This window comes from Schaedlerella sp., from assembly GCF_056796775.1.
Genome location: NZ_JBQIKP010000031.1, coordinates 1 through 23,690 on the forward strand (window position 1 = coordinate 1; position 23,690 = coordinate 23,690).

General features: G+C 51.7%; 22 protein-coding genes. 13 read left to right on the forward strand and 9 right to left on the reverse strand.

The genetic code is table 11. The features are described 5' to 3' along the window. Positions 1-96: 96 nt before the first annotated feature. The 4 genes from ACTOY7_RS13875 to ACTOY7_RS13890 all read right to left on the reverse strand — a co-directional run bounded on the left by ACTOY7_RS13875 (position 97) and on the right by ACTOY7_RS13890 (position 2,928). Positions 97-564: a hypothetical protein gene (locus tag ACTOY7_RS13875; RefSeq protein WP_482670657.1), complete on the reverse strand. Its 468-nt coding sequence runs from the start codon at positions 562-564 to the stop codon at positions 97-99. A gap of 20 nt (positions 565-584) precedes the next feature. Continuing rightward, the gene (locus ACTOY7_RS13880; RefSeq protein WP_160281216.1) at positions 585-875 is read right to left on the reverse strand and encodes a type II toxin-antitoxin system YafQ family toxin; all 291 of its coding nucleotides are present in this window, start codon (positions 873-875) and stop codon (positions 585-587) included. Further along, entirely contained in the window at positions 872-1,150 is a 279-nt protein-coding gene (locus tag ACTOY7_RS13885; RefSeq protein ID WP_160281215.1) for a type II toxin-antitoxin system RelB/DinJ family antitoxin, read from the reverse strand. The genes ACTOY7_RS13880 and ACTOY7_RS13885 overlap by 4 nt, the downstream gene beginning before the upstream one ends. 188 nt (positions 1,151-1,338) lie before the next feature. Continuing rightward, a complete protein-coding gene (locus tag ACTOY7_RS13890; RefSeq protein ID WP_482670658.1) occupies positions 1,339-2,928 on the reverse strand; it encodes a GH39 family glycosyl hydrolase in 1,590 nt (529 codons plus the stop codon). A gap of 42 nt (positions 2,929-2,970) precedes the next feature. Between ACTOY7_RS13890 and ACTOY7_RS13895 the strand changes: the two genes are divergently transcribed. Continuing rightward, positions 2,971-3,756, forward strand: coding sequence for a sugar phosphate isomerase/epimerase family protein (locus ACTOY7_RS13895; RefSeq protein ID WP_482670659.1), 786 nt, complete (start codon positions 2,971-2,973; stop codon positions 3,754-3,756). Positions 3,757-3,915: 159 nt separating this feature from the next. Here the strand turns inward: ACTOY7_RS13895 and ACTOY7_RS13900 are convergent, their stop codons facing one another. Continuing rightward, complete coding sequence (locus ACTOY7_RS13900) at positions 3,916-5,505, reverse strand: AAA-like domain-containing protein (protein ID WP_482670660.1); 1,590 nt, start codon at positions 5,503-5,505, stop codon at positions 3,916-3,918. A gap of 57 nt (positions 5,506-5,562) precedes the next feature. Beyond that, positions 5,563-6,072, reverse strand: coding sequence for a maltose acetyltransferase domain-containing protein (locus ACTOY7_RS13905; RefSeq protein WP_160281212.1), 510 nt, complete (start codon positions 6,070-6,072; stop codon positions 5,563-5,565). A 253-nt stretch (positions 6,073-6,325) separates the two neighbouring features. On the opposite strand from ACTOY7_RS13905, the gene ACTOY7_RS13910 reads away from it, so the two are divergent. From ACTOY7_RS13910 to hypB, 3 genes are all read left to right on the forward strand, one after another. After that, entirely contained in the window at positions 6,326-9,034 is a 2,709-nt protein-coding gene (locus ACTOY7_RS13910; RefSeq protein ID WP_482670661.1) for an FAD-dependent oxidoreductase, read from the forward strand. 139 nt (positions 9,035-9,173) lie between these two features. Next, on the forward strand, positions 9,174-9,530 hold the full coding sequence (locus tag ACTOY7_RS13915; protein WP_160281210.1) for a hydrogenase maturation nickel metallochaperone HypA: 357 nt from the start codon (positions 9,174-9,176) through the stop codon (positions 9,528-9,530). Between the two features lie 96 nt (positions 9,531-9,626). After that, positions 9,627-10,295 carry a hydrogenase nickel incorporation protein HypB gene (gene hypB, locus ACTOY7_RS13920; RefSeq protein ID WP_160281209.1) on the forward strand — a complete coding sequence of 223 codons (669 nt, stop codon included), beginning with the start codon at positions 9,627-9,629 and terminating at the stop codon, positions 10,293-10,295. Positions 10,296-10,415: 120 nt separating this feature from the next. Here the strand turns inward: hypB and ACTOY7_RS13925 are convergent, their stop codons facing one another. Beyond that, positions 10,416-10,763 carry a hypothetical protein gene (locus ACTOY7_RS13925; protein ID WP_160281208.1) on the reverse strand — a complete coding sequence of 116 codons (348 nt, stop codon included), beginning with the start codon at positions 10,761-10,763 and terminating at the stop codon, positions 10,416-10,418. 599 nt (positions 10,764-11,362) lie between these two features. Here ACTOY7_RS13925 and ACTOY7_RS13930 point away from each other — a divergent pair. The 9 genes from ACTOY7_RS13930 to ACTOY7_RS13970 all read left to right on the forward strand — a co-directional run bounded on the left by ACTOY7_RS13930 (position 11,363) and on the right by ACTOY7_RS13970 (position 22,304). Next, positions 11,363-12,334: a sugar phosphate isomerase/epimerase family protein gene (locus tag ACTOY7_RS13930; RefSeq protein ID WP_160281207.1), complete on the forward strand. Its 972-nt coding sequence runs from the start codon at positions 11,363-11,365 to the stop codon at positions 12,332-12,334. Between the two features lie 54 nt (positions 12,335-12,388). Beyond that, complete coding sequence (locus ACTOY7_RS13935) at positions 12,389-13,042, forward strand: trimeric intracellular cation channel family protein (RefSeq protein ID WP_394682853.1); 654 nt, start codon at positions 12,389-12,391, stop codon at positions 13,040-13,042. A gap of 67 nt (positions 13,043-13,109) precedes the next feature. Beyond that, on the forward strand, positions 13,110-13,262 hold the full coding sequence (locus ACTOY7_RS13940; protein WP_300885369.1) for a hypothetical protein: 153 nt from the start codon (positions 13,110-13,112) through the stop codon (positions 13,260-13,262). A 106-nt stretch (positions 13,263-13,368) separates the two neighbouring features. Then, positions 13,369-16,302, forward strand: coding sequence for an FAD-dependent oxidoreductase (locus tag ACTOY7_RS13945; protein WP_300885370.1), 2,934 nt, complete (start codon positions 13,369-13,371; stop codon positions 16,300-16,302). A 127-nt stretch (positions 16,303-16,429) separates the two neighbouring features. After that, positions 16,430-16,780 carry a hydrogenase maturation nickel metallochaperone HypA gene (locus ACTOY7_RS13950; RefSeq protein ID WP_160281205.1) on the forward strand — a complete coding sequence of 117 codons (351 nt, stop codon included), beginning with the start codon at positions 16,430-16,432 and terminating at the stop codon, positions 16,778-16,780. Between the two features lie 246 nt (positions 16,781-17,026). Then, complete coding sequence (locus tag ACTOY7_RS13955) at positions 17,027-18,193, forward strand: glycoside hydrolase family 5 protein (RefSeq protein ID WP_160281204.1); 1,167 nt, start codon at positions 17,027-17,029, stop codon at positions 18,191-18,193. Between the two features lie 115 nt (positions 18,194-18,308). Further along, positions 18,309-19,196 carry an AraC family transcriptional regulator gene (locus tag ACTOY7_RS13960; RefSeq protein ID WP_300885372.1) on the forward strand — a complete coding sequence of 296 codons (888 nt, stop codon included), beginning with the start codon at positions 18,309-18,311 and terminating at the stop codon, positions 19,194-19,196. 153 nt (positions 19,197-19,349) lie between these two features. Continuing rightward, the gene (locus ACTOY7_RS13965; protein ID WP_482670662.1) at positions 19,350-20,501 is read left to right on the forward strand and encodes an MFS transporter; all 1,152 of its coding nucleotides are present in this window, start codon (positions 19,350-19,352) and stop codon (positions 20,499-20,501) included. Between the two features lie 156 nt (positions 20,502-20,657). Next, positions 20,658-22,304: a glycoside hydrolase family 43 protein gene (locus ACTOY7_RS13970; RefSeq protein ID WP_482670663.1), complete on the forward strand. Its 1,647-nt coding sequence runs from the start codon at positions 20,658-20,660 to the stop codon at positions 22,302-22,304. Positions 22,305-22,875: 571 nt separating this feature from the next. Here the strand turns inward: ACTOY7_RS13970 and ACTOY7_RS13975 are convergent. Next, positions 22,876-23,139, reverse strand: a complete 264-nt coding sequence (locus tag ACTOY7_RS13975; RefSeq protein ID WP_160281200.1) for a TfoX/Sxy family DNA transformation protein — start codon at positions 23,137-23,139, stop codon at positions 22,876-22,878. Continuing rightward, the gene (locus tag ACTOY7_RS13980) at positions 23,132-23,554 is read right to left on the reverse strand and encodes a MerR family transcriptional regulator (protein ID WP_160281199.1); all 423 of its coding nucleotides are present in this window, start codon (positions 23,552-23,554) and stop codon (positions 23,132-23,134) included. Before ACTOY7_RS13980 ends, ACTOY7_RS13975 begins: the two co-directional genes overlap by 8 nt. Positions 23,555-23,690: the final 136 nt, after the last annotated feature.

Sequence of the window (23,690 nt, forward strand, 5' to 3'; positions counted from 1 at the left end):
TTATCCGTAAGTAACATGAACACATCCTCCAATATTTTTCTTTATTGTACTTGAAATTTGGAGGAAATGCAAAAAAACTTTTCCGGTTTATCCGGGTTAGGAATTATATCTTATGAAACGGCCGGATGGCCATTTCACATGAATCTCATCCAGGGAATAGGACTGGATCCAAACGGCAGGAATCTGATAGAGATGTTCGGTTTCATCCTGAAAAATGATACGGCACGTGAGGTGTTTGGGAAAGCGTTCGGTCTTATCCGGATAGATAACGGCGGAATGAGGAAAGCGCATGATAAGGATACCGGTTTCCGTATCCTCCGCGAGGGTATGCTGTATGGCGAAATGAAGATCATACGCGATCATGCGTATGACCATTTCCAGATCGTTCCGCATCTGGCATTCCAGGTGATAATAGTCTGTACCATTTACCAAAAGCGCAATGTCGGACAGGCGGGAGCTCGGCGGTGCATCCGGGTTCTCCCGATAGGTGGAGGATTCCGTGGCAAGCAGGGTGATGGGGGTTAAGGGGCTGTTATGTCCGAGATTTTTTGATCTCTGATGCAACAGCCCCGTGGCAGATAAAATCATTTTCCAAACAGATTGCTGTGTGATCCCGCGCGTGATAAGGTCAGTACCAGGACATCATCGTCAATGCGGTAGATAAGCAGCCAATCAGGCAGCACATGACATTCACGGTGTCCGGCCCAGTTCCCGGACAAGGCGTGGTCTTTGTTTTTCTCCGGGAGGGGCATTCCCATGGCAAGGTTGGCGATTACGCTCTCCAACAGCCCGATATCCAGGCCGCGCCTCATTGCCAGCTTGTAATCTTTTTTGAATTGTGTAGTAGGCTTGACTGTATATTTTGTGTTTCTCATGCTTTCAGGTCTGTGAACAGTTCATCCAGATCGGTATACCCTTTTACGGACGGATCTTTTGCAATCCTTTCTGCCTCCAGCATGGCGGCAACCGTTTCGCTGTTGGGCTGGTTGAGGGAAATGTCAAAAGGAATCCGTCCCTCACGAAGAGATTGGCGGACAAAAATGTTGAATGCCGTTGTCAGGTTCATGCCGAGTTCCCCGAACAGCCTCTCAGCCTGCGCTTTCAGGTCTGAATCCATGCGGATACTGATGTTTGTAGTAGAGCCAGCCATATAACCATCTCCTTTCCTGCTGATGATTACAGTATATGCTATCTGCACGAAAAAAGCAATGCTTTGCACGAAGAATTGACAGTAAATTTATTTCCTATGTTACAGGTCACACCTTGACCAGGCGTGCCCTGTAACTCAGGCCGTCATTTTAAATTGCCTACGGCAATGGACGGCCTGAATACCAGCTCTTATGTGCATCCTCCCGACCAATCAGCGTGGTGATTGGTCGGGGTGTGACATGTAAATTTCCTATGCCCAGCCCTGCCGAATTCAGCGGTGACATGAAGATGTACCGCCCCGGTTCCTTTGAACCGGTTCCGGTACTGAGCGCCCACGGATTTGCCCATGATTTCCGAGGTGTCGGCACCGCGGAGATGGCCTGGTCGCTGCGCCTGGGACTGCACTGCCAGGAGATCATCCAGGGGATCGGCGAGAGCGCCCGGACCGGGAGGTATTACCAGATGACGACCACCTGCGAGAGGCCAAAGCCTTTGCCGAAGGGCTGCAGGGGGCTGGCGGGATTTTCCGTTGAGGATATCATTGGTATAGTTGTGACGGGAAAACAGATCGGACCCCAGCCAGTATCCCAGAAGGGAGATACCGCCGAGATTGTCGATGATATTTTTCATCACATAAGCGCCCTGCCAGATACTGTCGTTCATCGGATTCCGATTGGAAACAGAGCCGTTCCATTCCGATACATGGATCTCCTTGACGTGAAATCCGATTCGGGCCAGCTTGTCCGTAATTGTCTCCACGGTCTTTTTCAGATAGCCGGTATCCTGAGACCGCCTCCGGTCAATGGCCCGTCCCGCGCTGCCCGTGTAATAAGGATAGGAATAAATGCTCAGGAAGTCGGGATTCACGATCCGCTGCTTCCAATGGGAGAGGAATTCCGCAAAAATGGGTTCGTCAAAGGTCATATGGATGCTCCCTCCGCCGATCCGGATATTGGGTGAGATTTCCTTTATAGCGTCATAACAGGCTTCAAATGCCGTAAAATAATCCTGGTAATCATGTTTTTTCAGAAGCCGGGGATCCTTCCACAGCTCGAAATACCACAGCTCGATCTCGGCGATGCCGTATCGGTTTGCGTAATGGGAGATCATGGAGTGAAAAAAATATTTGGCCTCCGCATAGGTTTTGAACAGGATTTCTTTGTGCTCGGCAACCAGATATTGATCCAGACGTTCGACCAGCATTTCCGGTTTAAACCCGATCTCGATATAAGGATGGATGCCGTGATGGATCAGAAAATCCATGACCCGGTCCATTTTTTCAAAATAATAGTCCCCGTTCCCGCCGATATTCAGCTCCAGCTCTTCGGAATAAATGTCCCTGAGGCGGATGTATTCGAAGTCCAGTTCATGTTTTAAAAGCAGGATATGGGACTGGATATCAGACTGGAACAGGTCGCTCATCCGGTTGATATTGATCATCCGCTTCCAGTATTTGGAATAGATCTTCTGGTTATGGGCATCGGCGATGAGATACTGCCGTGAGAGCGCCTGTTCAGGGGCGGAGGCGCTCCGGTTTTTCAGATAGTCCTCGGCCTTTTTCGCAATCTTGGCGCCCAGTGCCCCGGCCTGGCCTGCCTGCTTCTTTTCCTTTTCCCTTGCCCGAAATTCCGAGGGTGTCATATCATAAAGGAAGATCACCCGGTTCATATCCAGGTAATGCTGCAGCCGGATAAAATTGAGATGCAGGCAGACATAGAACACCGGAGCGTCCGACAAAAGCGCGTGCCGGGTATAGAAAAAAGCAATATTTTGTTTCAAACCAAAAAAGAATGTGTTAGAAAAAAAGGAGGAGAATCAAAGATGTATCAGGAAATGCATGAAGGCCCAAAACGGGGTGTTTCAATCTACAGTTATTCAGGGGAGTACGGGTGGTCCATGGATCTGGAGGACTGCTTTGCGGACATGTGCGACATGGGGGCGCATGGTCTGGAAATATTGGGAAATGCGCATATCGACGGTTATCCGAACCCGTCGGAGGCCTGGCTCGACCGCTGGTTTTATCTGCTGGACAAATACGAGATCATTCCGGTGGAATACGGACACTGGATCGACAGCCGCCCCTATGCCCATGATTATATGAAAAACGGGCGGGAGATCATCCGCAGGGCACTGCCCATGGCGGAGGAATACAATGTGCGCATGTGCCCGGAGCTGCATATCCCGACCAGGCTGAAAAGCGACTATGTGGATGAGTACATGGATTTTATCCTGCAGACCAATACAAAATATTTTGGATTCAATGTGGACTTCGGTGATGAGAATTTTGAAGAGACGACCATTCCATACAGGGAGATCATCCGGACTCTGAAAGACAACCACTGGGACGGTTACATGCTTTCCGAATATGAAGGACCCCATAAGGACGAGCCGGGTTTCGTTTCGGATCAGCTGCGCCGCCAGCATATCATGATGTGGAAGTCCGGTTCTGCAATATGGCGTCATACCTTCCGCCCCAGCTCCAGGAGCACATGGATCCGGACGAGGATCTTCCGGAGAGCGAGATCGTGTCAATCCCCGGAATCATCGAAGGGCAGGGGCGGTATCGGCGGCGTCTCCTGTTGGTATAGTGCGGGGACAAGGAGTTGATGAAAATAGGGTATGTCAGATCAAGGGTGTAAGTAAATTGTCTGAATACTTCCTTTAAACGGCTTGGCTATTCAAGACAAAACGCCGGAAACCAGCCAAGGCAGAAGATCCAGCCTTGACGGGTTTCCGGCGTTTGATAAAATTCATTATGGCAGTTCCTCAGACAACAGCTTCAATCAATACTTTATCGCCCAGAATGACCTTCCGGATGCCAACTTGCTTTTTCTTATTGAAATTAAAACTCACCATATATCCACGTTTTAGATGATAGGATTCCAGATAATCGGCCAGCTGCTCTTCGCCGCGTTCATTATATTCATTTCCGTGCCAAATTTTGAGTTCAACAATTTCCTGCCTGCCGCGAAAATCAATGATCAGATCCGTGCGCCGCTTTGTCCTTGTCCGCGACTCGATATAATAATTCCCAGTCCCGTTGATGATCGGCTTCACGTAAAGCAGGAAAAGGCACCGGCCGTTGTCCTCCAGAAACTTTTCGTTATGCTCCGCAAAAAGTTCCGTGTAATGACTGACAAATTTCTGGATTACCAAATCCATATCCAGTTGTCCATTTTCAATAAACTGATTCTTCTCATCCGCCGCAATCTGTGAGAGCTCCATATGGCGGGCGCTTTCCGCGAGAAACCCATTGTAAAGCCGCGTCTCAAAAATACGGTTGGAGACAGCCGCGGTTCCATGATCCAAAGTAATAAAGCCAAAGGTTACTGCCATCCGGATTCCGATATCTCCGGGTACATATTCAATCATTTTTCCTTTTAGCAGCAGATCCTCCAACATCTGTTTTAGTTCAGGATACTCGATCAGCTTATTGTCAAGAGATTCAAACAATGTGTTTTCTTCCATCAGCAGAATCCGGACTGCGGCAAGGAAGCCTTCTTTCGTCCAGGCAGCCTTTTTATCTGGAAATGCCTGGCTCCCGGCAATCTTTTCATCGATCAGCTTACAGAGTCTTGATACCAGGAAAGGATAGCCGGATGTATAATCATAAAGCAGTTCCGATATCTTGTGAACCGCCATCCCCGTATGATGGTCCGCCTCGTAATCCTCCAACATTCCGGCAATACCCTCTTTCTGTAAACTCATGTCCAAATCAAAATCTGCCGCAATATTCCACGGGCTATTCGTCTTATGCTCATCTCCTGTTCTGATTTTTGCCTTTAAGCTTTTGACATCATAGACACTGGCAAGAATTACGGAATGGAAAGTCGGTATCTCGTCACGATCAATATAATTCACTCTCAATAATGCCAGAAAATCCAGGAAAACCTGATTATTACTCGCATGATCAACCTCATCGATCATAAGGACGACTTTCTTTTCCGATACCCGGCACCATTGATTCAGACAGCCAAATAAAAGAGCCAGAACGGCATTTTTTATAGTTCCATCTGCAAATGCTTTCAGCTCGGCCTTTATTTCCTGCGGAACCTCCGACTTCCGGTCAGCCACTGCAACGATTTCACGTGCAAATGCCATAACAAATGATGCTTCATCTCGAAAATCAGAGGAACTTAACCTTTGGAAATCCAGACTCATCACCACATATTCTTTTGACAGAAATTTCGCTAACGCTTTCAAGGTTGTCGTCTTTCCATATTGTCTTGCCCGGTTCATCGTAAAATAATCGCCCCGGTCAATATATTCCTTAATTTTTAGAAGAAGTCCGTTGATATCTACCATATAATGAAGATTTGGCTTACAATCCGCACTGATATTAAATATTCTGCTCATCACATATTCTCCATATGAATCATGTATTCCTATTCGTTCGAGTGTAGTAGCCCTATTTTAACACAGATTCTTCTGGCGGACAATTAGTATTTGGACCACCCGCCGGCAGCTTCCGGCGCTGATCACAACATTGCTTCCGATCCAGACAAAATCTTCCATGACCACCTTTTTGCAATACATTTCTCCATGCGCGCGTGCCAGATAATGCAAGGGGTGATTGGTCGCGCTGATCGTTACATTCGGTGCGATCAGTACCCCATTGCCGATCAGCATCTCATGATCGTCAACCAACGTAAGATTCGAATTAATATAAGTGTCCTTCCCAATGGAAACCGTATTGCCCATGGCAAGTGTGAGCGGAGGCTTGATCCACACATTGCTGCCACAGGATGCAAACAGATCCTGCAAAATAGCGGCTCTTTTTTCTGCTTCATCGGGCCGTGTCCAGTTAAAATTCTGGCAAAGCCCTCTGGTATAGACCTGCCGTTTCATATTCTCCCTTGTATCCGTCCAAAGTAAACCCTCTGCCCTCCGCTTAGCCATGCATGTTATTTTAGTATGCTCCATATGCTCTTCCTTTTTCATATATGTAACCAATTTGCGCGGCAAATGAATTGCCTACTTACAACTCCTTATCCCATGATACCATAGTCTGTATTTTTAGGAATATCTTTCGCTCTGGTCAGACCAAAAAAGAGAAACACATTTTTTCCAGTTTACCTTCCCCTGACTCTGTGCTATAATCAACACAAGAGATTCAATCGTAAACAATAGCGTTACAGCATCCGGCCGTCCTGGTCGGAGCAGAGAGGAAGGGCATATGGAGAAACAAAAGTTAAGACCGAAGATCGTGAAATTATGTAAGGTAGTCGGCGGCCTGACCGGCGTGGTCAATAAGATCGACGAGAACGCGCCGGAGTATTACGCGCTGGCCTCCATCCTGACGGATGAGGAAGCGGACGTGGCGATCGCCGCCGGTCTGCGCAAGGAGCGTTCCCTGGATTACCTGGTGAAAAAGACGGGCATGCCGGAAAAGAGGGTCAAAGAGCTGGCGGACCACCTGGCATGGATCGGGGTGTTCCGTTTGACGACCAACCCGGAGACAAAGCAGGATCAGTATTTTATGCAGATCTTCGCGCCCGGCATTATGGAAATGCTGGTCAACAACCAGGAGCTTTTAAAGACCCACCCGGAGGTGGGGAGGGCATTCGAGGAATATACCCGGATCCGAATGGCCGACATGTCTCCCATGATGCCAAACGGCTATGGGCTGATGCGGGTCGTCCCTGTGGAAAGCGCGATCCAGGATATTCCCAAGGCACACGATTATGACAAGCTGAGCTATTACATCAACAAATACGAAAAATTTTCCGTATCCCCGTGCTCCTGCCGGGCATCCAGGCGCACCCTGAACGACGGCTGCGGGCATCTGGAGGAGGACATGTGCATCCAGATGGGAAAGGGCGCGGAGCACTATATCCGGACCGGACGGGCGCGGGAAATCTCCCGGGATGAGGTGTATGAGATCCTGAAACGGGCGGAGGACAACGGGCTGATGCATGACATGCCGAATATCGAGGAGGCCGGGGAGAGCGCGGCCATCTGCAACTGCTGCGCCTGTTCCTGCTTTGGGCTGCGGATCGGTCTGATGTACGGCGCAAGGGACATGATCCGCTCCAACTACGTGGCAAAGATCGACGAGGCGAAGTGCGTAGCCTGCGGCCAGTGCGTGGAAAATTGTCCGGGCAACGCGCTGAAGCTGGGCCAGAAGCTGTGTACCACCAAGCCCATTGTTCCGCCGGAGTACCGGAAGATGCGGGACAGTGTATGGACGAAAAAGGACTGGAACCCGGATTACCGTGAGAACCGGGAGGACGTGGTCCAGACCGGAACCGCGCCCTGCAAGACCGCCTGTCCGGCGCATATCGCGGTGCAGGGATATCTGCGGCTGGCGGCAGAGGGAAGATATCGGGACGCGTTGGCGCTCATCAAGAAGGAAAATCCGTTCCCGGCAGTCTGCGGACGGATCTGCAATCACCGCTGTGAGGACGAGTGCACGAGAGGAAATGTGGACGAGGCGGTAGCCATTGATGAGGTGAAGCGGTTCATCGCGGATCATGACCTGAAGGCGGAGACACGCTATATCCCGCCTATGGTGAACCAGATCGGAAAGCCCTATTCCCAGAAGATCGCGGTCATCGGGGCAGGCCCGGCAGGATTAAGCTGCGCCTTTTATCTGGCGGAAAAAGGCTATTCTCCGGTGGTATTTGACAAGGCTAAGCGTCCCGGCGGTATGCTGATGAACGGCATTCCTTCTTTCCGCCTGGAAAAGGACGTGGTGGAAGCGGAGATCGAGATCCTGAAGGAAATGGGCGTGGAATTTCGGTGCGGCGTGGAGGTCGGGAAGGACGTCACCATCAGCGGCCTCCGGGAAGAGGGATTCCAGGGCTTTTACCTTGCCATCGGCGCTCAGGGCGGACGGAAGGTCTATGTGCCCGGAGAGGATGCCCGGGGCGTGGTATCCGGTATCCAGTTTATCAAGGAAGTGAACCTGGGAAGCGAGACGAAGCTGTACGGAAAGACGGTGGTCGTGGGCGGCGGAAATGTGGCGGTGGACGTAGCAAGGACAGCCCTCCGTGTCGGTTCCGGAAATGTGGAGATGTACTGTCTGGAATCCCCCGAAGAAATGCCGGCGGCTTCCGATGAAGTGGAAGAGGCTGAAAAGGAAGGCATCACCGTGCGCCATTCATGGGGCCCAAAGGAGATCCTTGTAAAAGACGGAAAAGCGGCAGGTATCGTATTCAAGAAATGTACCTCAGTATTCGACGAAAACCACAGATTTGCTCCCCGGTATGATGAAGAAGACACGATCACGGTGGAATGTGAACATGTGCTGCTGTCCATTGGGCAGTCCATCGAGTGGGGAGCGCTTCTGGACGGAACCAGGGTGGAGCTGAACAAAAACGGCACTGTGAAGGCGGATCCGCTGACGTATCAGACCGGAGAGCCGGATATCTTTGCCGGCGGCGATGTGTACTCCGGACCGAAATTTGCCATTGACGCCATTGCGGCCGGGAAAGAGGCGGCGATCTCCCTTCACCGGTATGTACAGCCGGGACAGACTCTGACCATGGGGCGGGACCGCAGGAACTATCATGCGCTGGACAAGAGGCAGGCATTGGTTCCCATGGACTGTTTCGATGCGGACAGGCGCCAGATTCCGGGCTACAATGCGGCAAAGGCTAAGTCCTTCGGAGATACCAGGACCACATTTACGGAAGAGCAGGTGAAAAAAGAAACCGCAAGGTGCCTGGGCTGCGGGGCGACCAAGGTGGATGAATACCTGTGCGTAGGCTGCGGATTATGTACGACCAAGTGCGAATTTGACGCGATTCGGCTGGAGCTGCGGACAGACATGAAGCCTGTCCAGGCCGGAACCTTCGAGACCATGCCTATCAAGGTGGCCGGACACGTGGTGAAGAAGGTGGGCAAGATCGCGGTGAAGAACGGGAAGAAGCTGCGGAAATAATCCGCCGCATAGTATCACATGATGTACATAGCCGCGTGAGGAATGATGCCGCTTCGCGGCTGCGGCAGGCGTAATACTCACGGTAGATTTCATTGGCCGTGAACAGAACATCATGTGATTTCAGGAAAGGAGGGCCCGCATGCACGAACTGGGACTTTGCGATGCCATGCTGAAAATGATGGATCAGATATTGGAAAATGATGGCTCAGCTGCCTGCAGGGTCCGCCGGGTTGTACTGGAGATCGGTGAGCTTTCCGGTGTGGTTCCGCATTTTATGGAAGAAAGCTGGAAGGCGGTCACCGACCGAACCCATTATGCCGATGCCCTGCTGGAGATCAGCACGGTGCCGGGCTATGCCGACTGTCTGGACTGCGGAGCTCATCTCAGGCCCGCGCAGAGCGGTTTCAAATGCCCGGAATGCGGCGGGGGAAAATTAAAGCCCGTATCCGGGATCGACATGACGGTCCGGAGCATTGAGGTGTGGGACGAAGAATAATGGTACAGGTCACATCTTGAACACTTGCGCCGTGGCCTGATCTGTGCGGACATCCCACACAGCGAAATCATTTATCATATAGGAGTAGTAGAAAAAATGGAAAAATACAGGGTAATCGAGATCAAGCAAAGCATCTTTGCGGATAATGACAGGCAGGCGGATCTGCTTCGGGAAAAACTGAAGGAAAAGGGGGTATTCCTGCTCAACCTGATGTCCAGCCCGGGGGCCGGGAAGACGACCACCTTGAGCCGGACCATTGAGATGCTCAAAAGTGAAATGCAGATCGGAGTCATGGAGGCGGATATCGATTCCGATGTGGATGCGGCGACCATCGAGAATTACGGCGCCAGAGTCATCCAGCTCCATACCGGGGGCATGTGCCATCTGGATGCCGGGATGACCGGACAGGGGATTGAGGAATTCGGCGTGGACGGGCTGGATCTTCTCGTCCTGGAAAATGTGGGGAACCTGGTATGCCCGGCGGAATTTGACACCGGAGCCGTAAAAAATGCCATGATCCTTTCCGTCCCGGAGGGCCATGATAAGCCCCTCAAATATCCGCTCATGTTCCAGGTGTGCGATGTGGTGCTGGTGAACAAGATTGATGTGCTGCCCTATTTTGATTTCGATATGGAGAAATGTGTGGAATATGTACACATGCGAAATCCGGAAGCAAAGGTGATCCCCATCTGCGCGAAGACAGGAGAAGGGATGGACGCCTGGGCGGACTGGCTGCGGGGGCAGGTGGAGGAATGGAAGAAATGACTGACGGCTGTTCACGGCGCCTTGAAAGAGTTACAGGCAGGACTTGGATCCTGCCTGTATTGTGTATGGACTGTTGAAATAAAAATGTACAAAGGCTGCGGCAATGGAACGGAGTAAGGATCACTCTGCTGTCAGACCGAAATTTTTTAAGATGCGGTAGCTGTCGAGAAGTCCGGCCATATACGCAAGGGTAGTATGTTCCAGGTCCCGCTCATCTTTTCGGGCCAGGACGGTATCTACAAGGTCCCGCTGGGATTCTGTAAAGTCGGTCTTTTGGTAGCGCCTGTATGCCTGAAGGTAATTCAGCTGGCAGAGCTGGTATTCCCTGTCTTCGGAAAGAAGATTGTGCAGCGTGGTGCTTTTCAGGCTGTCCATGCATAATTTCAGGGTTTCTTTTATTTCTTCAATGGTGCTATCTTCTGTAATGATGGAAATGAGCTCCTGTGCGATTTGGTCTTTTTTAAGCATTTGTTCGCTTCCTTTCTGCTGTAGGCAAAGTAAAAAGAGACTGAATTAAAGTGACAGTATCCAATTCCGAGGCAAACAGGCAGAAAGCATGGACTGCTTCCTATGTATATGAGTAAAAGAGGGACAGCAGTGCTTCAACAGGCAGCTATCCCTCTCTTTAGAAGTATCATAATGCGATTGTACTTGTAGTGGCGGAAAATAATAAGAACCCAATTTTCTGAGCAAGCACTTACCTAAAGAGTGATCAAGGGGTAAATATAACTGCTTCTGTTTGGATGTATATTGACGGCCGTTCCGTCTTTTATCAACCTGTTCCCATAAGACTATTCTATCATGGGCATATGAAAAATAAAATCGAAATCTTTCAACAAATCTTTCCATATTTCGCCAAAATTCGCCAAATCGTGCAGCAAGTGCGCGACACCCTGTGAACAGTAACGCGCCCTGACCGGGTGTACACAGCATCAATAAATACCATTGAAACATCAACCCAAAGTTGCTATACTAACAGAAGGACTGAAGATCGGGATCTGCAGTAAAAGTATCAGCAGATACGATTTCCCCGACTTCAAAATCAGTAGAGAAAGGAATGTGAAGCAATGAAATTAGGCGTATTTAATCCAGTATTAAAAAATAAAACCTTTGAGGAGGCCTGCGCTTACCTGGAGGGCCTGGGCGTACAGATGATGGAGATCGGATGCGGAGGTTTCCCGGGCAAGGAGCACTGCAACCCGAAGGTGCTGCTTGGCGATGACGAAAAACGGAAAGAATTTCTGGACGTGCTGGCCCGGCATCATCTGGAGATCAGCGGTCTGAGCTGCCACGGCAACCCGGTTCATCCGGATCCGGAGAAAGCAAAGCAGTTCGACGATGACCTGACCGACGCGATCCTGCTCTGTGAAAAGCTGGGCGTATCAATCCTGAATACCTTTTCCGGTTGCCCCGGGGCGGACGACGGATCGAAGATGCCCAACTGGGTCACCTGTTCCTGGCCGGATGATTTCGGTGAGATCCTTGCGTGGCAGTGGGAGAAGGTTCTGATCCCATACTGGAAGCAAAAGGCGGCATTCGCGAAGGAGCACGGCGTGGACAAGATCGCGCTGGAATTGCATCCGGGCTTCTGTGTATACAACACAAGCTCGCTGCTCCGTCTCCGCCGTGAGGTGGGACCGGAGATCGGGGCGAACCTGGATCCCAGCCACCTGATCTGGCAGCAGATGGATCCGGCGGAGGTTATCCGGGTGCTGGGAGAAGAGAACGCAATCTTCCATTTCCATGCAAAGGACACTCAGATCAATCCCTACAACTGCCGGATTAACGGTGTTTTGGACACCGGGAATTATCATGATCTGCAGAAGCGCTCCTGGACCTTCCGTTCCATCGGCTATGGAAATGATCTGGGATATTGGAAAAATATCATCTCACAGCTGCGTCTCACGGGCTATGACCATGTGATCAGCATTGAACACGAGGACGGGCTGATGAGCCAGAACGAGGGGCTGACCAAGACAGTGGATGCGTTAAAGCAGATCATCATCTTTGACAAGCCGGGAGAAATGTACTGGGCGTAGGGACTGTAAAAGAGTTTCAAATCTATTCTGCAAAGCAGAAAATGGAGGTTTTGGGTGGACGATATTCAGACATTGATCGTATTTTGCATGGAGCTGATCGGAACCGTTGCATTTGCGGCATCTGGAGCCATGGTGGGGATCAACTGCGGGATGGATATTTTCGGAGTATGCGTGCTGGGCGTGGTCACGGCCGTAGGCGGAGGAATGACACGGGATATGATCCTGGGAAATGTGCCGGGGGCGCTGATCCGGCCGGTCTATGTGCTGGTCGCGGTCTTTACGGCCCTGGCGGTATTTCTGGCGCTTTACTTTAAGAGAAATGTGCTCCAGGGAAAGCCGGGAGAACTGTATGACAGGGCCATGCTGGTGATGGACTCTGTAGGGCTTGGGATATTTACCGTGGTGGGCGTGACCACCGGGATCAGCCAGGGCTATCTGGAAAATACATTCCTTCTGACATTTCTGGGGACTCTGACAGGAGTTGGCGGCGGACTTCTGCGCGACATAATGGCGGGCATGCCGCCTTATATCTTTGTAAAGCATATCTATGCCTGCGCGTCTGTGGCAGGTGCCCTGAGCTGTGTCTGGATCTACCGCGGCTTCGGACAGATTCCGGCCATGGTCGTATCCTCCGCGCTGGTGGTGGTGATCCGTTTTTTGGCGGCGCATTACCGCTGGAATCTGCCGAGGATGAAGCGGGAAGAGTGAATGATGCCGCTTTGCGGCTGCGATCTTCATGACCCTGCCGGATTTCCCGTACAGGGAGCTGGAAGGGATGGTGAAAAAATCCGAACAGATCACAAAAGCGATCGACCACATTTTTAAGAATCTGACGAAGGACTGCAAAGCCTGCAGTCTGAAACAGATCTGCGATGAAGTAGAAGGGATGAAGGAGCTGCGCTTTGGAACCGGAAATATCCGAAGCTGAAAGCCGCGGCGCCTGAGTGACAGGATGTGCCTGCAGGGTGCGGCCCAACGGAGATTCCCACCGGGGCGCGTGAAGGCTGTGAAAAGGAAAGAAAGGAGACGAAACGATGCCGGAAATGAGTAAAGCGGTCATCCCGCCGCATATGGGGGATAAGAGACCCAGTGAAAAGATCTTAAAGCTGGGGAAAAAGATTACGGACGTGGCAGCGCATAAGCTGAAGGGGGTCACGGTAAACGACCCGGAGTATTGGGGGCTGGCCGAGATCGTGACCGAGGAGATGGCAGATATTGCGCTGAAGATGAAGGTGCGCCGTCACTACAAGATCGAAGAGCTCTGGAAAATGAACAAGATTGAGGAGCATCAGAAGGCCCATTTCCAGAAGGTGCTGGATGAGATGAGCTACATCGGGCTTCTGGAATATGATTACGGCAACAATTATGACCACAACGGGGCCATACCGGGACCCACGGACCGCAGGTACTGCCTGCCCATGTTCGTGCCCGGCTCCGCGGAGCTCTTTAACATGGAAGAGACGCCGGAGGGGAACAAGCGTCTGAAAGAGCATCCGGCGCTGGCCAGCTTTTTCGAGCGTATGACCTTCATTCCGCTGGACGGTATTACCCACATGGTCCCGCCGGGAGGGGCCGGAATCGGGATGCATGTGATCCCGGTGGAAAAAGCGATCTCCATGGAAAACGGGACCATCGACCTGGAACACATTTCCTACTGGCTGAAAAAGTATGAGGGGCATATCGGCGTGGGCCAGTGCTCCTGCCGTGTCAGCCGGGAGGTGCTGGGGGAAGGCTGTGGGGATGATGAGATGAACTGGTGCATCGGCGTGGGGGATTTTGCGGACTACTGCCGGGAGACGGGAAAGGGCCATGACATCACCTACGAGGAGGCCATGGAGATCTTCCGGAAAGCGGAGGACAACGGATTTGTCCATCAGATCACGAATATTGACGGGGAGAATAAAATCTTTGGAATCTGCAACTGCAATGTGAATGTCTGCAACGCGCTTCGGACGTCCCAGCTTTTTAATACGCCCAACATGAGCCGCAGCGCGTTTACCGCCAGGGTGGAACGGGATAAATGCGTTGCCTGCGGAAAGTGCGTGGAATACTGTCCGGCAGGTGCGGTGAAGCTTGGGCAGAAACTTTGCGCGAAGGACGGGCGGGAGGTACAGTACCCGAAGCATGAGCTTCCCGACCGGCTGGTCTGGGGCCGGGACAAATACGACGAAGATTACCGGGACAACAACCGGATCAACTGCTACGAGACCGGCACATCGCCCTGCAAGGCGGCCTGTCCGGCCCACATCGCGGTCCAGGGCTATATCCGCAAGGCGAAGGAAGGAAAGTACCGGGAGGCGCTGGCGCTGATCAAGAAGGACAATCCATTCCCGGCAGTCTGCGGACGGGTCTGCAATCGGCGCTGCGAGATGGCCTGTACCCGGGGGAACGTGGATGAGGCAGTGGCGATCGATGATATCAAAAAATTTATTGCCGAGCAGGATCTTCATGAAGAGACCCGATATGTTCCGCCGGTGGTCATCGCGTCCAACCGCCTGACCCGGTGGGATCAGAAGATCGCGGTGATCGGGGCCGGGCCGGCAGGTCTGTCCTGCGCGTACTATCTGGCGGTGAAGGGCTATCGGCCGGTAGTATTTGAGAAGCATGCGCGCCCCGGCGGGATGATGACCTATGGGATCCCATCCTACAAGCTGGAGAAGGATGTGATCGAGGCGGAGATCCAGGTGCTCCGGGAGCTTGGCGTGGAGATCCGGTGCGGCGTGGAGGTCGGCCGTGATGTCACCATCGGGGAACTCCGGGAGCAGGGGTATCAGGCATTTTATCTGGCCATCGGATGCCAGGGCGGCAAGATTCCGGACATTCCGGGCAAAGACGCCAGGGGCATAGACATTGCCGTACGCTTCCTGCGCCATGCATCGGAGAACCACGGGCAGAAGCTCAACGGGCGCGTTGTCGTGGTGGGCGGCGGAAATGTGGCGGTGGACTGCGCAAGGACGGCTTCCCGCCTGGGTGGAAAGAATGTAGCCATGTTCTGCCTGGAATCCAGAGAGACCATGCCCGCTTCGGAGGAAGAGATCCGGGAGACGCTGGAGGAGGAAATCGCGATTCACAACGGCTGGGGTCCGAAGGAAATTCTCAAGGATGAAAATGGAAAGGCATGGGCCGTTGTATTTCAGAAATGTACGTCCGTATTTGACAAGGACGGAAGGTTCGATCCCCAGTATGCGGAGGACGAGTTGATGACCGTGGAGTGCGAGCATGTGATCTTTGCCGTGGGGCAGAGCATTGAATGGGGAAATCTGCTGGAAGGATCCCGGGTAGAGTTCTGGCACGGCAACTATCCGGTGGCGGATGCCCTCACTTATCAGACGAAGGAGCCGGATATCTTCGTAGGCGGAGACGTCTACAGCGGACCGAAGTTTGTGATCGATGCCATTGAGGCCGGCAAGAACGCGGCGGAATCCCTTCACCGTTACGTCCATCCGGGAACAAGCCTGACCATCGGCCGTAACCGGAGAAATTTCCGGGAGCTGGATAAGGACAACATCAGGCTGGACGGATATGATACCATCGGCCGCCAGGAGGCAGGCATGGACACCCAGATCGACCACAGGCATTCCTTCCGGGACGCAAGGAAGCTGCTGACAGAGGAGCAGGTGCATCTGGAAGCGGGCCGGTGTCTAAGCTGCGGCGCCTCGGTTGTGGATGAGAACAAATGTATCGGCTGCGGGATCTGTACGACCAAGTGTGAGTTCGATGCCATCAAGCTGCGCCGGGATCATCCGGAATGCTCCAAAATGTGCAGGTCTGAGGATAAGTTTAAAGAGATCGGGGCTTATGCCGCGGGGAAAGCATTGAAGTCTGTGTTTGCGAAAAAACCAGAGGGTAAGGGACCGGCGGCGAAGACATCGGCCGGGGCAAAGAAGCCGATCGTGAGAAAGCCGTCCGAGGTAACGGTAAAGAAAGTGAAGCGGGCCAGAACTTCCGGTAAAAACGGCAGAAAATAGAGAGAAAATTATATCAGTGCCGCGGCTTTCATTCAGGAACCGCGGGAAAATAAGATGTGCAGATCGCGCGGGATATTTTCCCGCGGTTCCTGAGTGACAGACGCGGCGCGGGAAGTGGGGAGAAGGAATGCATGAATTAGGGATCGTCTTTCACATTGTAAAAACTGTAGAGGAGATTGCTGCCGAAAACCAGGCGGACAGGGTGGGGAAGGTGGTGCTGCAGATCGGCGAGGTGTCCACCATCATCCCCTCCTACCTGGAGGACTGCTGGAAATGGAAATGCTCCAAGAGCCCTGTGATGGCAGGCTGCGAGCTGGTGATCGAGACGATCCCGGCCATTACCTTCTGCGAGGACTGCCGGGAAACCTACGCCACAGTGGAGCATGGGAAGACCTGCCCGTATTGCGGCGGCGGGAATACCTATCTGATACAGGGGAACGAGCATCAGATCAAGGAAATCGAAGTGGCAGAGATGTGAAACCATTGTTTTGGCTTCCCAGGCTCATCTTTTCCAACCGTACAGTTGGAATCTTTTTCATATCTGCGGCAGCAAATTCACTCCATGTTTTGTAAGGCGGAAAAGTCGGAATCGACCTGTTTTTCCGCGCAAAAGTATATAGCGGACATAGAAAAAAACTGTTAATATGTCCTTATATCATGAATGGCTTTTCTTAAGGAACAGCAGTTTTGTAAAGCCTGTAAAAAAGAAAGAGAGGAATGCGGCATGTATGTAAAAGGAGTGAATCTGGGAAACTGGCTGGTGCTGGAAAAGTGGATGAGCCCGGCTCTGTTTGAGGGGACGACGGCGGAGGATGAATACAATCTCCCGCGCCAATTGTCCCGGGAGGTCTATGAGGCAAGGATTCAGATCCATCGTTCGGAGTACATCACGGAACGGGATTTTGTGTCCATCAAAGCCATGGGGATGGAGGCCGTGCGTATCCCGGTCCCGTATTTCATTTTCGGGGACAGAGAACCGTTTATCGGCTGTATCCGGGAGCTGGATCAGGCATTTAATTGGGCGGAAAGGTACGGGCTGGAGATCCTGATCGATCTGCACACGGCGCCTCTGGGGCAGAACGGGTTTGACAACGGGGGGATCTGCGGCGTATGCAGATGGTCCCAGGAGCCAGAGGAGGTGGAGTTTGTCTTCTCTGTCCTGGAAAGGCTGGCGAAGCGTTACGGAACCAGGAAGGGGCTCTGGGGCATTGAGGTGCTGAATGAACCGATTACGGAAAATGCCTGGAAGCTGATGGATGTGCCCAGCCGTTACCCGGCGGCGGATCCGGAGATGGCAAAAGGGTCCGGACCCAACAGCCTGGAGTTTTTGAAGGAGTTTTACTGCAGGGCTTACGACCGGATCCGGCAATATTTACCAGAGGAAAAATATGTGGTGATCCACGATGGCTTCGAACTTCTGGCATGGAAGGATTTTATGCGGGAGGAAAAGTACGTCAATGTAGTATTGGATACCCATCAGTATCTGATGATGGCGGAGGCGGCAGGATGTGCCCAGGAGATGGAGGCATACAAGGATTATATTGAAGAGCATTTTAAAAAGGACATCCGGGAAATGCGGCAGTACTTTCCGGTGATCTGCGGGGAATGGTGTCTGTTCAACTCCCTGGCCTGCGGCTGCGATACGAAGGGCGGTCAGAGCGTGTTAAACGGTGTGGAAGGAAGCTGTGAGGAGAGAGTAGACGCAGAAGAGAAGAAACGGATCTACCGCGCTGTGGCCGAGGCGCAGCTGGACGCATGGAAAGAGGGAAGCGGATATTTTTACTGGAGCTATAAGCTGTTGACGGATACGGTCAATGACAGAGGCTGGATCGGCTGGGACAGCTGGGATCTGGGGAGATGCGTGGATTTTGGGTGGTTTGAAGGAAAGTAAAATGCAGTCGTTTTGACGGAAGGCGCGGTTTTTTCTGATACACTTTGAATCAGAGGAGTCCTGTGCCTTCTGTCTTGACGCAGGCAGTGTATCGTATGAACAGGAGGAAAACCATATGCGTCATGAGATCGTATCGGTGAATCCGGATATCGAAGCGAGGTTTTATCTTTCCATCGATCTGGGGAGCTACGTGCCGCCTCACTGGCATGACAGCCTGGAGCTGGTCTATATGATCGAGGGGAGCATGGCGGTGACCTTCGAGAACCGCCGGGAGGTGCTTCGCGCGGGAGAATTTAATATTGTCAATTCCAGGGTGATCCATTCCGTACTGAGTGAAAAAAATAAAGCGCTGGTGCTGCAGATCCCCAAGGAAATTTTGAGAAAATTCATTCCGAATATCGAATTGTATACATTTTTTGTGGATAAGGATCCGGCGGGCGAGGTGGAACGGACCAGGCTGGAGAAGGTGAAGAAGATCTTCATGGATATGCACGCGGTCTATGATATCCGGCCGGAGGGGTATCTCCTTCGGTTTAACAGCCTGTTGTATGAGCTGTTATTTACCCTGGTCCATTCCTATTCCCATAAGCTGGTGCGGAAGGAATTTGACAGAAATGAAGGCCAGCTGGAAAAGGTCAACCCGATTATGACCTATTTAAAGGAGCATTATCGGGAAAAATGTATCGTCTCGGAGCTGGCGGAGCATTTCGGGTATCATGAGGATTATCTGGCGAGGATCTTCAAAAAGCAGCTGGGAATGACGATCATGGAATATGTCTATGCGATCCGCGTTTCCAAAGTGTATATTGATCTGGTGAATACGGAGCGGACGGTGAATGAGATATTCGAGGATCATGGCTGTACCAACTATAAGGTCGCAATGCGGTATTTTAAAGAAACCTACGGCTGTACGCCCCGGGAGAAACGGGAGGCGGTGCGCAGCATGAGCTGGAAAGAAATGCAGATGCTGCCCTCGCCCTTCTACGAGCCTTTCGGAGAGTAGGAATGCTGCCGGTCATTGAATGTAATACATGAGAGCAATGCGCCCCTGTATCGCTGTCTGCGGACAGATAGGTCGGAATTGACCTGCTTTTTCTTCGTAAATGTATCTAACAAAAACGCGGAAATCTTGTTAGGATATCTATACAAAATAAAGTTGAGTGATACATGTTTCGGAAAAGCGCGTCCCTGGCTGCTTCGGATGTGTATCCCCTTTGCGGTATCCGGTGTCCTCTTGTTCTCTGTTCCGGCGGGAATGTCCGAGACGGCAAAGCTGGTCTACGTGTTTGTGACCTATAACCTGACATCCACGGTGATCTACACGGCCATCAACGTGCCGTACTCTTCGCTGAATGCATTGATGACACAGGATCCTTACGAGCGCTCTGTGCTCAGCATTTTCCGAAATGTACTGGCCACCTGCGGGACGCTTCTGATCAATCTGGTCACCCTGCCGCTGGTCAGGGCCTTCGGCGACAACGCGTCTGCGTGGACGAAGGCATTTGTGGTGCTTGGGCTTCTGGCGGTGGCGGCATTTCTGATCAACTTCGCGGGAACGAAGGAGCGGGTAAAACCGGCATCCGCAGGAGAAGGTGAGGCACAAAACGTCCCGGTAAAGGAAGGGATCCTGGCACTGTTCCAAAATAAATACTGGATCATGATGACCGGCGTCCTGGCATTGTTCTTCCTGTACTACGCCATCAACGGTGGAACTACGGTCTACTATGCGAAAGAAGTTCTGGGGGATGCGGATCTGGTCAGCACGATCAACGGCATTTACAACGCGATCCAGATCATCGGCATGTTCCTGATCGCAAAGCTGGTGAAAAAATACGGCAAGCGCAATGTATTTTCCATAGGACTGATCCTGGCGGCAGTGGGGATGCTGATCCTGGAATTCGGCGGCGGCTCCATGCCGGTCATTGTAGTGACCAGTCTGATTCGGGGCGTCGGAAATGCATGCGGCGGCGCGACGATGTGGGCTATGGTTTCCGATACCATCGATTACGGCGAGTGGAAGACCGGATACCGCACGGAGGGGCTTGTAAACAGTGCCTGCAGCTTCGGCTATAAGATTGGAAACGGCGTCGGCTCCGCGCTGCTGGGATTGATCCTGGAGATCGGCGGATATGTGGGGACAGCTTCGGTCCAGACGGCTTCCGCAGTCACCGCGATCCGTGTCTGCTTTGTGTGGATCCCAATCGGAGTATTTGCGGCCTGCTTTCTGATCCTTCGGTTCTATCATCTGGATGACGAATTTGAGGGGATCATTGATGACCTGAAGAAGCGGGCGGCCGATTCGAAATAAAGAAGGAACTGTGAACAGGCAACCAGTGTTCCGGACAGCAGATCCTCAACGGGACATCAGCTTATGATCAGGGAAGCTTCATCTGCTGTTCGGAAACTTTACATTTTCCAGGGCTGCTGGCTTGAGCGGCCACAATGAAAAAAGGAGTATCCTGCTATGATTCAAAATCCAATTTTTAAGGGGTTCAACCCGGATCCCTGTATCTGCAGAAAAAATGATGATTACTACGCGGCGGTGTCCTCTTTTGAGTGGTTTCCCGGGATCCCGGTGTATCACTCAAGGGATTTAAAAAACTGGGAGCTGTATACCCATGTGCTGACTGACGATAAGGAGGTAGAGCTTCGTAAACTCCCCAGCGCGAAAGGAATCTGGGCGCCCTGCCTGACGTACTGTGAAGCGGAAGATTTATTTTATGTGGTATATGGCGTGATGAATTCCATGAACGCCCGGTATTTCGACGTGGACAATTTTTTGATCACGGCGAAGGATATCCGGGGACCGTGGAGCAGACCGGTGTATCTGAATTCCGCAGGCTTCGATGCGTCCCTGTTCCACGATGACGATGGGAGAAAATATGTGGTATCGCTGGAGTGGGAGACCAGGGAAGGCTATGAGAAGCCGGGCGAGATCTGCATGGTGGAATACGACCCCGAAAAACAGGAGGTCATGGGCCATGTGAAACGGATCTGGCGCGGGGGCACGGACCGGGGCTGTATCGAGGCTCCCCATCTGACAAAGCGGGGGGAATACTATTATATCATGTGCGCGGAGGGCGGCACAGGCTACAACCATTGCGTCACCATGGGCCGCTCCAAAAATGTCTGGGGGCCCTATGAAAAGGATCCCATGAATCCGATCGTCACCAGCCAGCCGGCGGAGTCCTATGAGAGGCATGATCCGGATCATCTGAAGCCGAAATATTACAATCCGGATTCCATCCTCCAGAAGTCCGGCCACGGAAGCTATGTGGACCTGCCGAACGGGGAGACCTATCTGCTGCATCTCTGCGCCAGGCCGTTTGCGCCGGAGCTGAGCTGCACGCTGGGGCGGGAGACGAGTATCCAGAAAATGAAATGGACTGAGGACGGGTGGCTCCGCATGGCGGACGGGAGCAATCTGGCGAAAATAGACGTGGAAGAGCCGGCGCTTCCGGAAACTTTGATGCCTCAGATTCCGGACTTTGATGATTTTGATTCGGAGGAACTGGGACTTTGCTACTATGCGCCCAGGATCATGCCGGAGAGCTTTGTGGACTTGAAAGCCCGGCCGGGATATCTTCGGATGCGGGGACAGGAATCCAGAACCTCCCTGAACCGGGTCAGCATCCTGGCGCGGAAGCTGACCAGCGTCTATGCTACGGTCACTACGAAGATGGAATTTCAGCCGGAGGTCTATCAGCACAGCGCGGGCCTGATCCTTTACTATGACAATATGAATTATGTCAACCTGCGGAAATATTACAGCCAGACGCTGGGCGGAAGCGCTTTGTCCATCGTCCATCTGGAAAACGGCGAGAAGAACGAGATGGTGGATACCAGGATCGGCGTCCGGGATGTGCCGGTGTATCTTCGGATGAAGATAGAGGGGCGGAGGTTCCATTTCGAATGGGGCTATGACGGGGAAACGTATACCCCCATCGGCGGGGAGTTTGAGACCGCAAGATTCTCGGATGAATATTGCAGGTTCGGGGAATTTACCGGGACCTTCGTGGGAATGACCTGCGCGGACCGGGCCAGGCATCGGCATTACGCGGACTTTGATTTCTTTGAGTATATTGCGGATGAGACAAGAGATGTAGATTGAACGTAGAGGGGCTGCCGGAAAATGACGGTATGCCTGCAATATATGATTGCGAGTTGCTGTGTTTTACAACAATATATTGCAGACATACAGCATTCTCCGACAGCTCCCTTACAGTAAGATGTTACGGTTTTACAGAGTAAAGCACACAGAGTCCCATATGTACGATCATTGCGGCTATCCAGCCACCGGAATATGATATTCCCCCCCTCCGTCAGATACCTCTGTTCAAGCTCCTCTTTTAATATCATCATAGCCTTTTGCTCCTCTGCAGTCAGATCCCCTTTTTTTAATAATCTGGAAAATCCAAGGATCGAAACCATGGGGGGCTTAAACTCATGTGAAAAATTATTGATAAAATCAGAGCGCAGCATTTCGATTCCTGCAAGCTCTTCCGTCATCTGATTAAAGCAGCGGGACAATTCCCGAAATTCCTTCGGATGCTCCAGGTAGATTTTGGTCTGAAAATTCCCTTCGGATACAGAACGGTTCAGGATGAGTTGGAGAGGAAGCTGGAGGAGGTTACGAATCAGCTTGAGCATATCCTTTATTGAAAGTGCGGCAGGCAGATTCGTTATGATGCATTTTTCAAAAAATCACTGAATTCCTTCAATTCTTTTTTCTTCTCCTCCGAAAGCTGATTGAATTCAATATTTTGAATTGCACCCTCCAACGTATACAGGTGTACCAGGCAGACCTGGGGATAAGCCTCTTTCAGTTTTATAAAGGCCTGTCTGGAGCCGGTTTTTGCAAGCTTTTCGGAGGAATCAATGCCGACAGATGTCAGCTTTTTTGCCATTTCTTTTCCGATATTTTTCATAGACATTAATTCAGACATGTTTTTTCTCCTTATTGGTCCAGTTTCCGGGATTCGTATCATCCGGCACCAGCCCCGCCAGAATATCTTCATAATGCTTTACTTTACGGTCCATAAATTCTGCGGTTGCTTTCGCCTCCTCCGCTTTTTTGTGAGCCTGTCCGCACTGACGGAGGATGATCTGGTATCTTGCGCGCAGATTTTCCTCCGACTCCTCCAGACTGCATAACCGGCAGTATTCTTTGATGTCTTTGAGAGGAGTGCCGCAGCTTTTCAGATAAGTGATCCCCTGCATCCAGCTGACCGATTCGTCATCAAATACGCGGCGGTTCTGTTCATCCCTCCGGCAGGGCAGCAGGTTGATATCCGTATAATAGCGCACGGTGTGCTTTGTAGTGCCAAACATTTCCGCAAACTGTTTCATGGTGTAGTTCATAAAATCTTCTCCTGGTGCAATTTATTGTTACTATTCACAGTCATTTCACTCACATGCGCAAAAACAGCCGGCAAAGCCGTCTGCCGATGCTTCGCATCTTGATTTTTTGCTTATGTGGGTGAAGTGACTGATTCCA

Coding starts and splice junctions, on each gene's coding strand:
- ACTOY7_RS13940 (WP_300885369.1), top strand. CDS start 13,110: ATGGTGAAAAAATCCGAACAGATCACAAAAGCGATCGACCACATTTTT.
- ACTOY7_RS13950 (WP_160281205.1), top strand. CDS start 16,430: ATGCATGAATTAGGGATCGTCTTTCACATTGTAAAAACTGTAGAGGAG.
- ACTOY7_RS13975 (WP_160281200.1), bottom strand. CDS start 23,139: ATGTCTGAATTAATGTCTATGAAAAATATCGGAAAAGAAATGGCAAAA.
- ACTOY7_RS13905 (WP_160281212.1), bottom strand. CDS start 6,072: ATGGAGCATACTAAAATAACATGCATGGCTAAGCGGAGGGCAGAGGGT.
- ACTOY7_RS13945 (WP_300885370.1), top strand. CDS start 13,369: ATGCCGGAAATGAGTAAAGCGGTCATCCCGCCGCATATGGGGGATAAG.
- ACTOY7_RS13925 (WP_160281208.1), bottom strand. CDS start 10,763: ATGCTTAAAAAAGACCAAATCGCACAGGAGCTCATTTCCATCATTACA.
- ACTOY7_RS13980 (WP_160281199.1), bottom strand. CDS start 23,554: ATGAACTACACCATGAAACAGTTTGCGGAAATGTTTGGCACTACAAAG.
- ACTOY7_RS13895 (WP_482670659.1), top strand. CDS start 2,971: ATGTATCAGGAAATGCATGAAGGCCCAAAACGGGGTGTTTCAATCTAC.
- ACTOY7_RS13960 (WP_300885372.1), top strand. CDS start 18,309: ATGCGTCATGAGATCGTATCGGTGAATCCGGATATCGAAGCGAGGTTT.
- ACTOY7_RS13885 (WP_160281215.1), bottom strand. CDS start 1,150: ATGGCTGGCTCTACTACAAACATCAGTATCCGCATGGATTCAGACCTG.
- ACTOY7_RS13930 (WP_160281207.1), top strand. CDS start 11,363: ATGAAATTAGGCGTATTTAATCCAGTATTAAAAAATAAAACCTTTGAG.
- ACTOY7_RS13880 (WP_160281216.1), bottom strand. CDS start 875: ATGAGAAACACAAAATATACAGTCAAGCCTACTACACAATTCAAAAAA.
- ACTOY7_RS13970 (WP_482670663.1), top strand. CDS start 20,658: ATGATTCAAAATCCAATTTTTAAGGGGTTCAACCCGGATCCCTGTATC.
- ACTOY7_RS13900 (WP_482670660.1), bottom strand. CDS start 5,505: ATGAGCAGAATATTTAATATCAGTGCGGATTGTAAGCCAAATCTTCAT.
- ACTOY7_RS13955 (WP_160281204.1), top strand. CDS start 17,027: ATGTATGTAAAAGGAGTGAATCTGGGAAACTGGCTGGTGCTGGAAAAG.
- ACTOY7_RS13915 (WP_160281210.1), top strand. CDS start 9,174: ATGCACGAACTGGGACTTTGCGATGCCATGCTGAAAATGATGGATCAG.
- ACTOY7_RS13910 (WP_482670661.1), top strand. CDS start 6,326: ATGGAGAAACAAAAGTTAAGACCGAAGATCGTGAAATTATGTAAGGTA.
- hypB (WP_160281209.1), top strand. CDS start 9,627: ATGGAAAAATACAGGGTAATCGAGATCAAGCAAAGCATCTTTGCGGAT.